The organism is Bacillus sp. 11C (genome assembly GCF_055486375.1).
The window spans coordinates 234,069-247,750 of sequence record NZ_JBUPVZ010000002.1; the positions used below are offsets into that span (position 1 = coordinate 234,069).

Below are 13,682 nucleotides of genomic sequence, written 5' to 3' on the forward strand. Positions count from 1 at the left end.
ATATGAAAACGACTGAATACGTAACGGAAATTCTTAATGAGTTACACCGTTCAGCGGCTTATATTTCTGATGAAGAAGCAGATCAGCTTGCCGATCACATTCTCTCTTCCAATCAAATTTTCACTGCGGGAGCGGGGCGGTCTGGCCTGATGGCAAAATCCTTCGCAATGAGATTGAGGCACATGGGCTTCAACGCTCAGATCGTCGGTGAGATTCTCACTCCCCCGCTCCGCAAAGGAGATCTCGTCATTATCGGCTCAGGATCAGGCGAGACAAAGAGCCTGATCCATACAGCAGCAAAAGCAAAAAGCTTACACGGGGCTGTTGCCGCTTTAACCATCAATCCGGAATCAAGCATTGGCAAACAAGCGGATCTCATCGTTAAAATGCCCGGTTCTCCTAAAGACCGGTCAAACGGAAGCGATAAAACCATTCAGCCAATGGGTTCATTATTTGAGCAAACTTTACTGCTATTCTATGATGCAGTTATTTTAAAACTCATGGAGAAAAAAGGACTCAATTCTGAAACCATGTTCACTTACCACGCAAACCTAGAATAGTGTTACACAACCGGCCTGGCGATCAGGCCGGTTTTTATATTTTCTAAAAATAAACCTATAGATCCAAAAATCCGATAAGTAATATGACCCGCAAATCATAAAAAGGAGGAATTATGTTGATAAAACAACTAAAGCTTAAGCTCGGAACTAAAATTCTCTGTCTGGTTTTCGTGATTATTCTTTTGTTTTCGATATCAGTCGGTATTGTAATGCTTAAAGACATTACAGACAGCATGAAACAAATGGCGACTGAAAAAGCGAAAGGCGATCTCGCTTTAAGCAGCGTTTATATTGATGATGTCATTTCAGGGGACTGGCATGTAAAAAACAATGAGCTTTATAAAGGGCAAACACTAATCAACGGAAATAAAGATATCGTTGATCTGCTTGGCGAAAAAACAGGTGATACCGTTACTATTTTCCAAGGAAATACTCGTGTTGCAACCAATGTCATGAAGAACGGCGAAAGAGCTGTTGGCACTCAGGCTTCTAATGAAGTTGCTGACGCTGTTTTAAAGAATGGAAAACGATTCTACGGACAAGCAGACGTAGCAGGCTCTTCTTATCAGACGGCATACATGCCTTTAAAAGATCAAAACGGGAATATCATCGGCATGCTGTATACAGGAGCCAATCAAAGCATTTTAGCATCACTTACGCAATCACTCTTCACTCAATTCGCTATCGTTCTTGTTATCGTCATTATTGTATCAGTCATCCTTGTCCTGCTTTTCACCAGAAGGATCAATAAGCGGCTGAACGCTTTAAAATTCGCCTTTGAAAGCGCCGGAAACGGAGATATGACAATAGAGGTGTCAGACAAATCCGGTGACGAGCTATCAGAACTCAGCGTCTATTACAATAAGATGAGAATGAAACTGAACGATACCATCCAGACTGTGCAGCAATCAGCCCTTCAGCTTGCATCCGCCTCTCAGCAGCTCTCAGCCGGAGCAGAGGAAACAAATCAAGCTTCAGAAAAGATCACAGAGGCTGTACAGCACATTGCAAACGGGGCTCAGCATCAGATCAACCGAATTGAAAACAGTGAAAGCTCACTAAAACAAGCTTCAGCAGACATCCGGGATATTTCTTCAAATACGGCTGCAATTGCTGACAAAGGACAGCTTGCGCAAACAAAAGCCGATATTGGGCAAAAGGAAATTCTAAATGTACAGGCACAAATGGATGCGATTCACCATTCGATTCAGAAAAGCGGAGAAATCATACAGCAGCTGGACGGTCGCTCTAAACAAATTGAACACATTTTATCCGTCATCACCCAAATTGCCGATCAGACAAACCTCCTTGCGCTGAATGCAGCGATTGAAGCTGCCAGAGCCGGTGAACATGGCAAAGGCTTTGCAGTTGTTGCCGATGAAGTACGTAAATTAGCGGAAGAATCTCAACAATCTGCGGGACAGATTTCAAAACTGGTTACAGAAATACAAAATGATATGAACCTATCTGCTAGATCTGTTGAGCATGTGAAAACAGAGGCTGCAGAAGGTGTCACTATGATTAAGCGCACCAGAGATGCATTTAAGGAAATTGCAGCCGCAACAGGTGAAATCAGCGCCGAGATTAGTGATTTATCAGCATCGGTATCAAACATTTCAGCCAGTGCGCATAGCATAAACGATTCCTTTGTAGCCAATACGGCTGACATAAAAGAATCTACAGAAAATACCCGGCAGGCGGCTGCACTAACAGAAGAGCAATTTGCTGCAATGGAAGAGATTACTGCCGCTTCTGAAACGCTATCCCAATTAGCTGAGGAGCTTACCGGTATCATAAGCCAATTTAAAATGATTGATCAACCTGAAAACGGCCGATGACTCAGTATCATTATTGTAAAGTAGAAACAGCATATTACTAAAAACAAATATTTGGACCTGCTAAAATTACAATTTCAGCAATAAAATGAGTGTAAAACAAAATTTTTCAACCTTTACACCAAACGCTTTCTGGATTACTCTTGGGTCAGTTTTAAAGTTGCTAAAAGCGGGAGGTGAACATCACGATGGACATCATAAAAACTTTACTTCTCGTCATCGTCGTCATAGCAGCTGCAGCTGTCGGCCTGATAAAGGGGGACTTTTTCCCAACTGATCAAAAAACGTCTCAAACGAAAGAATATGACGAAACAATCGCCCTCCCTTCTGACCGTTATCCCGAAACGGCCAAACATATTAAGGATGCGATAAATGAGGGGCACTCAGATGTGTGCACCATCGACAGAGACGGAGCTGAAGAACGCCGCGAGCAATCATTAAAAGACGTACCTCCTAAAACGGGGTATGACAGAGATGAATGGCCAATGGCCATGTGCAAAGAAGGCGGTGAGGGGGCTTCTGTAGAATATATTTCTCCCGCTGACAACCGCGGTGCAGGCTCTTGGGTTGGACATCAGCTTACCGATTATCCCGACGGCACAAAGGTTTTATTCACAATTCAGTAAACATGTTAAAAGAGGAGGAACAGCACATTGATCAAGTCATGGAAGCCGCAAGAACTGTCGATTTCATATCATCAATTTACTGTATTTCAAAAGGATTCTGCACCTCCTGTAATGGATTGGACTGACGAAGCCATTGAAAAAGGATATGCTTCGGCGGACGGAGCAATTTCCTTTGAAGCGCAGAGAAATGCAAAAGCCTTTATTCTTTTGCGTCTTAACAGTTCAGAAACTGTAGACTCCTACGAAAAAAAAGTGACTGTTCCCTTTCATGTCACAGAGAACGGTATTGAAATTGAAAGTATTATGTCTCAAAGGCTGTCCTTTGATCTTCCTAAAGGAGACTATCAATTGACATGCTGGACTGTACCGGCTGAGAGGTCAGATTTTCATGCCGACACTTATATTATTGATGCTGTTTCTGTGTAATGAAAAAGCCCTGAGAGAATGACTCTCAGGGACTCTTTATAAACTTTCTCCATTCGTCTTAATCAAATTCTGGTACCAAAAAAAGCTTTTTTTCTTCAAGCGTTTTAAATCATGTGTATGTTCTTCATCTCTATTGACATAAACGAATCCGTATCTTTTTTGGTAGCCGTTTAGCCAGCTTAACAGATCAGTAAATGACCAGCTGCAATAGCCGATCAAATCGACACCGTCGCTGATGGCCTGTCTGCATTGCTCAAGATGCGAACGCAAATAATCGATTCGATAATCATCCAGCACAGTACCGTCTTCAACCTTATCAAACTCACCTAAACCGTTTTCTGTGATAAACACTGGAAGCTGATAACGGCTTGTAATGCGGCGAAGGCCGATACGCAATCCAATTGGGTCAATTGTCCAATCCCAGTTGCTCGTTTTCAGGTGCGGATTTTTTTTCGTTTTGAATACCCCGGGTATCCCTGTTTCCTGATTGGTCCCCTTTTGGCCTGTTGTATTCATTTTCCCTTCTGACACACCATCAAGCGGATTTCGTTCATAGGTGATGGTCTGATAATAATTGACACCTATAAAATCAGGCTTCCCTTTCGCAAGCAGCTCCATATCTCCCGCTTCGATTGTCGGTGCCCAGCCCTGTTTTTCTAAATAACGGAAAGGAATTTGCGGGTAGGTTCCCCAGCTGTACATATCCAGCCACCAATTGTTCATAAATTCTTCAGCATTTTCAAATGCCAGTATATCCTCTGGATGGCTTGATAGAGGATAAGCCGGCGAATAAGCAAAGCTCGGACCAATTTTGCCTTCAGGAACATATTCCCTAAAAGATTCAATGGCTTTCGCATTAGCCAGAAACGCAATGTGGTTTGCTTCGTAAAAACGTTTTCTGTCTTTCACTCCAGGTGGATGCATGGCTGTAATAAAGCCGTGATTAAAATTGTAGTTCTGTTCGTTTAACGTAACCCAGTATTTCACTCTGTCTCTATAGCGTTTATAAAGAGTAATACAGTAGTTATTAAAGTCCTCTATGATGTTTCTTGATTCAAAACCGCCATACTCGTCCATAAGCGCCTGAGGCAAATCCCAGTGATATAAAGTCAGAACCGGCTCGATGTTATGAGAAAGCAATTCATCAATCAAATGATCATAAAACGCTAGGCCCGCTTCATTGATCTCCCCTTTTCCTTTTGGAAAAATCCGCGGCCAGCTGACGGAAAATCGATACGCTTTTAAGCCCATCTCAGCCATCAGAGCGACATCTTCTTTATAACGGTGATAATGGTCAACCGCAATATCCCCGTTGGTTCCTTTAAACGTTTTGCCCGGTATTTTTGTAAACACGTCCCAAACAGAAGGGCCTTTGCCTTCTTCGTTCCAAGCGCCTTCAATCTGGTACGCTGCAGAAGCAGAGCCCCACAAAAAATGTTTCGGAAAAGATTCTGGATGCTGGTGGATCATAGTGTTTATCACTCCTGAAATATTTGATAAACCTATCATAGGTTATGAAACGCGTTTCATATCAACTCTATGTTAATCGCGGAACAGCTCAGCTAATATTTTTTCTCTTTGTCCAAGAAAATATCGTGTTAATTGAACATGTTCTGTATTCTCATATTCTGTATGATGTATTCTTCCACCATCAAAGCTTAAAATATTAGCATTGGGATATCCCAACAGGATCGGAGAGTGAGTCGCAATGATCATCTGTACATTTCCACCCTTCACCAAATCATGTACAACTCTCAAAAAAGCGAGCTGCCTAGCCGGAGAAAGTGCCGCTTCCGGCTCATCTAAAAGATAAATCGATTTTTCTTTAAAACGATGACGGAATAGAGACATAAAAGACTCTCCATGTGATTGCTTGTGCAGCGGCCGCCCTCCATAAGAACGGTATGGCTGCGGAGCATCTTTTTCCATCTCATCAAGATGAAGAGAAAGATGATAAAACGATTCAGCTCTTAAAAAGAAGCCATTTGTTACCTTTGGAAGCCAAGATAAGCGTATGTAATCTCCTAAAAGAGAGTCTGACTCCTGTAATTCATAGAGATTATTTCGGCTTCCTCCCGCTGTATTGAATTCACACTTATCCGCTATCGCTTCAAGCAAAGTAGATTTACCAGATCCGTTTTCCCCCACAAAAAAAGTCACTTGGCTAGTAAATAAAACTTCATTTAATTGACTTATAGCCGGGATAGAAAAAGGAAATCTGTCAAAGTCCGAAATCTTATCTCGAAGAAGAGTAACCTTTTTTAAAAACATGGCATCTCCTTTCTATCACTCAGTTACATAATATATTGACAAAAATCTTCTGTATCCATAAAAACACAGCCCATCCTAGTATACCAGCGCATAACGCTAACCAGAATGGCACATGAATTTTCAGCAAAATCGCCAAAATAGCGAGTAAACAAACTGTAGCTGGAATTCCAGTAAGCACACCAGATGCAAATTGACTTAATTGAGCTGTTTTTCCCCCTGTATTTGCATCCAAAAAAGGCTTAATAAACTGACCAAGGGTAAAGCGGCAATAATCCCTCCATAGGTCGGATGTCTTTTTGATATTTCAGTTACAAAACCGATAATAACCGCTGAGATGATCACTTTGCTTAAAACTGCCATTGTTTAGCTTCCTTACTTAAAAGTTCAAAGGCCTGTTCAAGTAATTCCTTTTCTGAAGTGCTTATTCGTTTAATGATTTCTTTTAATTTCTCTTTATCTAGCTGTGTATGCTGTTCAAGAACAGACCTTCCTTCTTGTGTTAAGAAAACTAAAACCTTTCGTTCATCTTGGTGACTTCGCCGTTTAGCTACAAATCCCTTTTGAATTAAACGTTTAGTATGCTCTGACGCTGTATTATGAGAGACAGACAAGTATTCAGCCAAAGCACCTATTGTTAATTCGCCTTGCTTTTCAATATGCTGCATGAGACGTATTGCCTGGTGAGAAATATTTTCTTTATGTTTGTAATGTAATAAATAATAAATATCTGTCCACTGCTGATTTAGTTTAGCTATGAAATCCATTTCCATCATATACATCCCTTTATATCGTATTATACGATATAACTGATAAGTACGATGCTACTTTCTGTATTACACTTATTGATTACTAGCAGCTTTTTCACAATAAAAAAGCACCCAATTTCCATTGGATGCTTACCATCTTAATGTCTTTTTTCAAATTTATGCGGATGGGGGTGAGCCTTTGGAACAAAGCCGTTTTGTTTCATCATTTCAAAGTGTTTGTCCATGTGATTTTTAATGTGTTCTCCTCTTTCTTTAGGCAGGACACCGTATTGTACGTACTTTGAAATAACGTCTTTGCGCTTTTTGAGTATGTCTGCTTCGAGCTGTTCAATTTCTTTCTTTTCCTGTTCTGTCAGTTTGACATTTGCGGGTGGCTGCTGCTGTTTTTCAGCAGCTTCAGCTGTACCGGACAAAGAAATGACAGCCGCGGCGATGAACATTGTGATGATGTTGGTTTTCATTCGTTTCATCCAATTTATTCCTCCAATCCTATTTTTCATATGTTTTGCTGCATTGCATTTTTTATGCATGCAAAATAAAAAGAGCGAATCATTATTCGCTCTTTCCGATCTGTTCGTCAGTATAAAGTTCTTCTTCACCCGGTGACGCGTAAGTGACATACGTTCCAGCGATTAAATCATGCAGTGTCCGTTTGTCTTCCCGCACGGCGATGAGAATCAGGCTGGCGATTAAGCCGAGCCCGAAGGTTAAGGTGTAAACCAAGCCGGCAACAATAATCCGCAAAAACATCGTTAGAAGGCTGACTTGTGATCCGTCTTTTTTTACGATTCTGATACCGCAGATTCTTTTTCCGATAAGGTAGCCATGCCAAAACACCGGCAGCAAAATAGAGTACAGCAGAACAATCAAGCTGATGAACATGCTGTCGTTCGGGTCTTTTCCTGTAATCAGCCAATAGATCAGCAAAAGAGGCACCGAGACAATCATGTAATCCAGCAATGAAGCTCCCAGTCTGATCCAGAATCCTGCTGGTTTGTAAATATTCAATTTGACTCCCCCATTATGTCTTCAATATGACTTTGATGTTCCATCTTCTTTCTTATCGACTATAACATATGCCTTAGGAGCATCAGCAAGATTTAACTTTATCCGGAAGAACGATTTCATTTTTCTTCACTACGTATAATGGCCTGAGATCAGCTCAACATGCTCTTTTCCTTGGTATGTCAATGCATTCATCCTTGAACAACTCCTTTTTTATCCCCCTTTTTTTCATAACCGCATTTAAACGCCAAAACGCTTTTGTATACACAATTCGAACTTTTTGAAAACGTCATCAACATATTGCAACCCTCTATGTTCAATGCTATCTTTTTAGTTGATTAATAGATTGGGGGAAACAAAGGTGAAATCATTCATGCAATCAAAAGCCGTTATATTCAGTTTCACAATGGCTTTCTTTCTTATATTGGCAGCTTGTTCCGGCAAAAATGAAGCCGATTCCAAGGATACAGGCTGGGATCAGATTAAAGACAAAGAGAAGATCGTTGTCGCTACATCCGGTACGCTTTATCCCACTTCTTATCACGAAACCGATTCTGGTTCCGATAAGCTGACGGGCTACGAGGTTGAAGTTGTTCGCGAAGCGGCAAAACGCTTGGGACTGAAGGTTGAATTTAAGGAGATGGGCATTGACGGGATGCTGACAGCGGTCAACAGCGCCCAGGTTGACGCAGCCGCAAATGACATCGACGTAACGAAAGACCGTGAGAAGAAGTTTGCGTTTTCCACTCCATATAAATATTCATATGGCACAGCAATTGTCCGAAAAGACGATTTATCAGGGATTAAAACCCTTAAGGATTTAAAAGGGAAGAAAGCGGCTGGCGCGGCTACAACTGTCTACATGGATGTAGCGAGAAAATACGGCGCCAAAGAAGTGATATATGATAATGCGACCAACGAGCAGTATTTAAAAGATGTCGCCAACGGACGCACTGATGTCATTTTAAACGACTATTACCTGCAGACACTTGCGCTCGCAGCATTCCCGGATCTCAACATTACGATCCACCCGGACATCAAGTACATGCCGAATCAACAGGCGCTTGTCATGAAAAAAAGCAATGCGGCACTTCAGAAAAAGATGAACGAAACACTGAAAGAGATGAGCAAAGATGGCACTTTGACTAAGCTCTCGAAACAATTCTTCAATAAAGCAGATGTATCAAAGAAACTGGATGTCGACGTTCAGGACGTTGATTTGTAATCGGACGCCATGATAAATAGCATTCAGTGGGAATATATTTTCAACACAAAGCTGGCGATTGAATCGTTTCCTTATGTCATACAAGGGATTGGATACACGCTGCTCATCTCTTTTGTGAGCATGTTTGCGGGAACGGCGATCGGCCTGTTCATATCACTCGCCAGAATGTCTACACTTGCCCTGTTAAGATGGCCGGCGAAGCTCTATATCTCCTTTATGCGGGGCGTTCCAATCTTGGTCATCTTGTTTATCCTTTATTTTGGATTTCCTTATATCGGCATTGAATTTTCCGCTGTCACGGCCGCTTTAATCGGCTTTAGCCTTAACAGCGCCGCCTACATTGCGGAAATTAACCGTTCAGCCATTTCATCCGTTGAAAAAGGACAGTGGGAAGCCGCATCCTCGCTCGGCCTTTCCTATTGGCAGACGATGAGGGGCATCATTTTGCCGCAATCGATCCGTATCGCGCTGCCTCCGCTTGCCAATGTATTGCTTGACTTAATCAAAGCGTCCTCTCTCGCTGCGATGATTACAGTGCCGGAATTGCTCCAGCATGCGAAAATCATCGGCGGCAGAGAGTTTGATTACATGACCATGTATATTCTGACCGCTCTCATCTATTGGGCCATCTGCTCAGCAGCGGCAGCTTTTCAAAATATCCTTGAAAAGAAATACGCTCATTATGTTTAAACAAACGTTTCATTAAAAAAAGCCGCTCCGCAGGAGACGGCTTAAAATCCTAAAACGGTTTTCGTTTTAGGATTTTGTCTTTTTTTCAGACCCTTGAAGTCGGTGACAGCGGCGTTTGAGCAGGACGCTCCAGCATTTAGACGCTGATCTTTTTTAATGTGAGCACCGGCGCGCAGGCTTGACAACGAATGCGGGGTTTGCCAACACGCTTTTTCTATTGATTCAGCTTCCACTTGAACGGATCCTCAAACAGCGACCAATCTGAATCAAATTCATACTCAGTCAGCAAGCATTGATCAAGCTCTTTCGTAATCTCTTCTTCATCCAAATCTGTTCCGATCAACACTAGCTGTGTCAATCGGTCGCCGAATTCCGGATCCCAGTCTTCCAGAATTTCCGGTTCCTGCTGTTTGACTTGCTCCTGTTCTAGCTTAGGCAGCGCCGCCACCCAATAGGATACAGGCTCAATCGTAACGGACGGCCCGGCTTGCGACATCAGCAAAGCAAGGTTGTTATGAGATGCGCACCAGACGATTCCTTTGGCGCGAACCACGTTCTTTGGCATTTGATCCATCCAGCGATAAAACCGTGTGGAATGAAACGGTAAACGTCTCTTATACACAAATGAAGAGATGCCATACTCTTCTGTTTCCGGGGTATGTTCCGCATGACCCGCAGTCAGCTCTTGAATCCAGCCGGCTGATCCGCTCGCTTCCTCAAAGTTAAATAATCCTGTATGCAAAATCTCCTGCGGTTTTACATTTCCTTTGACGGATCGAATGAATTTTGCCCTAGGCTGCAGTGTGCGAAGAACTTTTTCAAGCTGTTCGAGCTCTTGCTCGCTGACCAAATCACATTTATTTAAGATCAGAACATCACAAAACTCGACTTGGTCGATCAAGAGGTCGGCAATTTCTCTTTCATCCCCTTCTCCCAATGCTTCTTTGCGGTCCAGCAGGCTATCGCCTGACTGATAATCATGCCAAAAACGGTTAGCATCAACCACTGTCACCATCGTATCCAGCTGACAGAATTTCGTAAGGTCGATCCCCATCTCTTCATCAATATAAGAAAAAGTTTGCGCCACCGGGATCGGTTCGCTGATTCCAGTGGATTCGATGACGATATAATCAAACCGCCCTTCCTTTGCCAGCTTCTCGACTTCAATTAATAAATCTTCGCGAAGCGTGCAGCAAATACAGCCGTTTGACATTTCCACAAGCTTCTCATCGGTTCTGGAAAGGCCTCCTTCCTGCTTAACCAAACCCGCGTCAATGTTCACCTCGCTCATATCATTGACGATGACTGCTATTTTTAAGCCGTCACGATTTTGCAGAATGCTGTTCAGCAATGTTGTTTTTCCCGCCCCAAGATAACCGCTCAGTACGGTAACCGGAATTTTTTTCATGGTGATGTCCTCCTCTTAAAATAGAATCATTACGATTTAACTTGTATGCTTCGCCGTATGTGCAATGGTGTAAGCAGCTTTCCGCGCTCCGGAAATATTTCTCGCTGTCGGCCCGATTTCTAATTCAGCCAAGGCCCCCATCACATATAATCCTTTTCCCCATTGCAAATCCTGGCCGACAATCGGAAAACCGCAGCCTGCATACGGCAATTGCTCCGCTTCCGCCGCTCTCTGTACCCACTCGAACCGGCTGATGTCCGAAGTAAAACCTGTTGCCAGTGCGATACGCTCATATTCGTATGGCGGTTCGCTGTTCTTACCGTGTATCTGTATTTTGCCTTCATCTGTTTTTTGACAAAACTCAATTTCATCCTGAATGACTTTTATTCTGCCCTCCTTCCTATAGACAGCCAGCGTTCTTGAAAGGTCCTTTGGAAAAGAGCCGCGATGCCTGGCGCTTGTAATCCATTGCCTTCTCTTTTGATAGTCTGACGTTTTACTGAATGCTTTCATATATTTCGGACCCAGCCAGCCCGGATCACTGTCAAAGTCATAGGTTCGGAAGGGATGCCTCACCAGCATCGTCACATCATGCCCGTCATCCGCGAGTTTTATGGCGTAATGAGCCGCCGTTATCCCTCCGCCCACAATTGCGATTTGCACACTTTCATTCCTAACATCATGCACATCTCTGTCAAACACATGATAAATGCCGTCATTCTGAAATGGTTTTGCCCACTCCGGCCAAGAAGGCTGATGAGAAAAACTCATGGCTAAAGCCACTCGTTCCCCCGTGAGTGTTCCAACGGCATCTGTCTCCGCTTCCCATAACCCATTTTTCCTTCTCAAATTTGTCACCATGCCTGTTTTCCACGCTCGATCAATATGTAACTCGTCCAGCACAGTCTCGCAGTGCTCATTGAAGAGCGACAGCGAGGGCCTCTTATATCTTCCAAAAAACACTTCCGGCCATTGGCTTTTATCCGCATACATTTGCAGGCTGAACGGCTCTGTGTCTACGTGATGAACCGAAGGAGAGCGCAAATATTTCATCTGAATGCGGGCTGTGTTTCGTTTCCATCATTCAAGAGGCCGTTCATGAGGATCAATGATGGCAAGATCCTCAATTGATGCCTTTCCGCTTTTCACCAGATGTACAGCCAAGGTTGAGCCTTGGATGCCACCGCCAATGATCAACCATTTATACATGAGAGAATCCCCTCTTTCCAAAACGTAATTGTTACGATTTAAATCGTATGTTCTTTTTTCATTTTTGTCAACCACCTTTCCATTCAGCTGATCACAACTTTCGTATGGCCAGGGATATTTTCATATATCCATTTCGCATCCGGGATGGTCAGCCTGATACAACCATGAGATGCTTTCGTTCCTAGTTTTTCCGCTTCTTTTTCAATGACTTTTTTATCCTTTGTCATTGGCACGCTGTGAAATAAAAATTCGCCATGGTTTTTCCATGAGACCCAGTATTCCGCGCCTTCCTGATATCCTTCGGAGAAAAACCATTCTCCCCGTTCAGGTTCGATATGAAAGGTGCCCTTTGGCGTAGCATCATTCTTTGTTTGATCAAGTCCTGACGAGACAATCATTGTATATAGGGTTTTGCTTTCTTCTTTGATGTAAGCCTTCTGCTTTTTCACATCTACATCAATCCAGACATGCTTCTGCTTGATATCCGGGTATTCACCGCCTGAAGGCTTCGTCCAATCAATGCTTGTTTTTTCTGTTTTTTGATCGGACGTTGCGTGCTCTGCCATTTTCTTCTTATCAGCGCTTACTTGTTCTTCCGTTTTCTTTGTATCGGCACTTGCGTGTTCTTCCGCATGGCCAGAACATGCTGACAGCAGGCAGACCGGCATCAGAACCGCAGCAATGAATAATGAGAGTTTCATATTTGATCCACCTGTTTCGAAAAACGCAGCTTCGCATAGGCATCGTGGAGGTGGATCGATTCTTCATTGCGGCATTCAATCTCAAAGGCTGACACCCATTCAAGCTCATACAAATCCGCGGCAATCAGCCGGGCGAGATCCTCAACAAATCTCGGGTTTTCATACGCCGTTTCCGTCACGGCTTTTTCATCAGGGCGCTTCAGCACCGGATGCAGTCTCGCGGAGGCATTTGATTCCGCGGCGTCAAGCAAATCGGCTTTAAAATCGCTTGGCGGCGATGCAGCCGGATGAATATCAGCCCAAATGCTGACCGTTCCCCTCTGATTATGAGCACTGTATTCACTGATTTCCTTGGAACAGGGGCAAAGGGTCGTTACTTTCGCTGCGATGCCGGCACGCTGTTTAAACGGCTGATCTTCTTGATAGGTGACAGACATCAATATGTCAGCATGCATCAGGCCCGATTTCTCAAGCTTCGGACTTTTCCGTTCGAAAAACCATGGAAACCGCACTTCGACTGAAGCTGATGACTGACCCATATTTTCTGCAAGTTCTTTCGTAAATTGCTGAAGAGAGCAAAATGAGAGAACCCAGCCGTTTTGATGATAGACTTGCAGCAGCTCTGTTAACCGGCTCATGTTGATTCCCTTTTGATTTCTCCGCAAATCACAAGTCATTGTAAAGTTCGCAGCCGTTGTTTGCTCAGCAGGCGCCATGGCAGAAGTGATTGTGACAGGATGGGACACATTAGCGACACCTACATGCTGAATATCAAAAAAATAATCCTTCTTGATATTTTGCAAATCCTTCATTTTCTCTTTTTCTACAGGTTTTTCGCCTTTCACCGGACTGACCGACCCAAAGTATTGAAGACGCTCCGGTTTTTCCGGCAGCAGCGTGTGTTGATTCAATCAGAAAACTCCTCTCAATAAATCGTAATAATTACTATTTATTTTGAT

The 13,682-nt window shown here is 43.2% G+C and carries 15 protein-coding genes and 2 pseudogenes; 6 read left to right on the forward strand and 11 right to left on the reverse strand.

Translation table 11 applies throughout. From position 1 onward, the window contains the following. Positions 1–2: 2 nt before the first annotated feature. From hxlB to ACY3LV_RS03845, 4 genes are all read left to right on the forward strand, one after another. Entirely contained in the window at positions 3–560 is a 558-nt protein-coding gene (gene hxlB / locus ACY3LV_RS03830) for a 6-phospho-3-hexuloisomerase (RefSeq protein WP_333519180.1), read from the forward strand. A gap of 113 nt (positions 561–673) precedes the next feature. Beyond that, positions 674–2,398 carry a methyl-accepting chemotaxis protein TlpC gene (gene tlpC, locus ACY3LV_RS03835; protein WP_333561238.1) on the forward strand — a complete coding sequence of 575 codons (1,725 nt, stop codon included), beginning with the start codon at positions 674–676 and terminating at the stop codon, positions 2,396–2,398. Positions 2,399–2,571: 173 nt separating this feature from the next. Beyond that, a complete protein-coding gene (gene nucA, locus ACY3LV_RS03840) occupies positions 2,572–3,021 on the forward strand; it encodes a DNA-entry nuclease (RefSeq protein ID WP_148962957.1) in 450 nt (149 codons plus the stop codon). A 27-nt stretch (positions 3,022–3,048) separates the two neighbouring features. Continuing rightward, positions 3,049–3,447, forward strand: a complete 399-nt coding sequence (locus ACY3LV_RS03845) for a competence protein ComJ (RefSeq protein ID WP_148962956.1) — start codon at positions 3,049–3,051, stop codon at positions 3,445–3,447. Between the two features lie 36 nt (positions 3,448–3,483). Here ACY3LV_RS03845 and bglC read toward each other — a convergent pair whose 3' ends face one another. The 6 genes and pseudogenes from bglC to ACY3LV_RS03875 form a co-directional block, all read right to left on the reverse strand. After that, a complete protein-coding gene (gene bglC, locus ACY3LV_RS03850; protein ID WP_464863410.1) occupies positions 3,484–4,917 on the reverse strand; it encodes a 6-phospho-beta-glucosidase in 1,434 nt (477 codons plus the stop codon). 72 nt (positions 4,918–4,989) lie between these two features. Then, positions 4,990–5,718, reverse strand: coding sequence for an AAA family ATPase (locus tag ACY3LV_RS03855; RefSeq protein ID WP_148962954.1), 729 nt, complete (start codon positions 5,716–5,718; stop codon positions 4,990–4,992). A gap of 19 nt (positions 5,719–5,737) precedes the next feature. After that, positions 5,738–6,078: pseudogene (locus tag ACY3LV_RS03860) on the reverse strand (DUF3147 family protein). After that, positions 6,066–6,488, reverse strand: a complete 423-nt coding sequence (locus tag ACY3LV_RS03865; RefSeq protein ID WP_464863468.1) for a MarR family winged helix-turn-helix transcriptional regulator — start codon at positions 6,486–6,488, stop codon at positions 6,066–6,068. The pseudogene ACY3LV_RS03860 and the gene ACY3LV_RS03865 overlap by 13 nt, the downstream one beginning before the upstream one ends. A gap of 134 nt (positions 6,489–6,622) precedes the next feature. After that, the gene (locus ACY3LV_RS03870) at positions 6,623–6,955 is read right to left on the reverse strand and encodes a YckD family protein (RefSeq protein WP_148962952.1); all 333 of its coding nucleotides are present in this window, start codon (positions 6,953–6,955) and stop codon (positions 6,623–6,625) included. A gap of 82 nt (positions 6,956–7,037) precedes the next feature. Beyond that, complete coding sequence (locus ACY3LV_RS03875) at positions 7,038–7,493, reverse strand: RDD family protein (protein WP_148962951.1); 456 nt, start codon at positions 7,491–7,493, stop codon at positions 7,038–7,040. A 358-nt stretch (positions 7,494–7,851) separates the two neighbouring features. Here ACY3LV_RS03875 and ACY3LV_RS03880 point away from each other — a divergent pair, with 358 nt between their 5' ends. Further along, complete coding sequence (locus tag ACY3LV_RS03880; protein ID WP_464863411.1) at positions 7,852–8,715, forward strand: transporter substrate-binding domain-containing protein; 864 nt, start codon at positions 7,852–7,854, stop codon at positions 8,713–8,715. Between the two features lie 9 nt (positions 8,716–8,724). Continuing rightward, positions 8,725–9,405: an amino acid ABC transporter permease gene (locus ACY3LV_RS03885; RefSeq protein ID WP_148962949.1), complete on the forward strand. Its 681-nt coding sequence runs from the start codon at positions 8,725–8,727 to the stop codon at positions 9,403–9,405. Between the two features lie 41 nt (positions 9,406–9,446). On the opposite strand, the gene ACY3LV_RS03890 is transcribed toward ACY3LV_RS03885, so the two are convergent. From ACY3LV_RS03890 to folE2, 5 genes and pseudogenes are all read right to left on the reverse strand, one after another. Next, the gene (locus tag ACY3LV_RS03890) at positions 9,447–9,638 is read right to left on the reverse strand and encodes a hypothetical protein (RefSeq protein ID WP_148962948.1); all 192 of its coding nucleotides are present in this window, start codon (positions 9,636–9,638) and stop codon (positions 9,447–9,449) included. Continuing rightward, complete coding sequence (gene zinU / locus ACY3LV_RS03895; protein WP_333519170.1) at positions 9,620–10,813, reverse strand: zinc metallochaperone ZinU; 1,194 nt, start codon at positions 10,811–10,813, stop codon at positions 9,620–9,622. The genes ACY3LV_RS03890 and zinU overlap by 19 nt, the downstream gene beginning before the upstream one ends. A 36-nt stretch (positions 10,814–10,849) precedes the next feature. After that, positions 10,850–12,022 (reverse strand): annotated as a pseudogene (locus ACY3LV_RS03900) (NAD(P)-binding domain-containing protein). Between the two features lie 83 nt (positions 12,023–12,105). Then, positions 12,106–12,723: a L,D-transpeptidase gene (locus ACY3LV_RS03905; RefSeq protein ID WP_148962946.1), complete on the reverse strand. Its 618-nt coding sequence runs from the start codon at positions 12,721–12,723 to the stop codon at positions 12,106–12,108. Next, positions 12,720–13,634 (reverse strand): GTP cyclohydrolase FolE2, encoded by a 915-nt coding sequence (gene folE2 / locus ACY3LV_RS03910; protein WP_333561248.1) that lies wholly within the window; start codon positions 13,632–13,634, stop codon positions 12,720–12,722. The genes ACY3LV_RS03905 and folE2 overlap by 4 nt, the downstream gene beginning before the upstream one ends. Between the last annotated feature and the right edge of the window lie 48 nt (positions 13,635–13,682).

Bases quoted from the DNA above. Each gene is read 5' to 3' on its own strand.
- hxlB (WP_333519180.1), top strand. From the start codon at position 3: ATGAAAACGACTGAATACGTAACGGAAATTCTTAATGAGTTACACCGT.
- tlpC (WP_333561238.1), top strand. From the start codon at position 674: ATGTTGATAAAACAACTAAAGCTTAAGCTCGGAACTAAAATTCTCTGT.
- bglC (WP_464863410.1), bottom strand. From the start codon at position 4,917: ATGATCCACCAGCATCCAGAATCTTTTCCGAAACATTTTTTGTGGGGC.
- ACY3LV_RS03855 (WP_148962954.1), bottom strand. From the start codon at position 5,718: ATGTTTTTAAAAAAGGTTACTCTTCTTCGAGATAAGATTTCGGACTTT.
- ACY3LV_RS03865 (WP_464863468.1), bottom strand. From the start codon at position 6,488: ATGGAAATGGATTTCATAGCTAAACTAAATCAGCAGTGGACAGATATT.
- ACY3LV_RS03870 (WP_148962952.1), bottom strand. From the start codon at position 6,955: ATGAAACGAATGAAAACCAACATCATCACAATGTTCATCGCCGCGGCT.
- ACY3LV_RS03885 (WP_148962949.1), top strand. From the start codon at position 8,725: ATGATAAATAGCATTCAGTGGGAATATATTTTCAACACAAAGCTGGCG.
- zinU (WP_333519170.1), bottom strand. From the start codon at position 10,813: ATGAAAAAAATTCCGGTTACCGTACTGAGCGGTTATCTTGGGGCGGGA.
- ACY3LV_RS03905 (WP_148962946.1), bottom strand. From the start codon at position 12,723: ATGAAACTCTCATTATTCATTGCTGCGGTTCTGATGCCGGTCTGCCTG.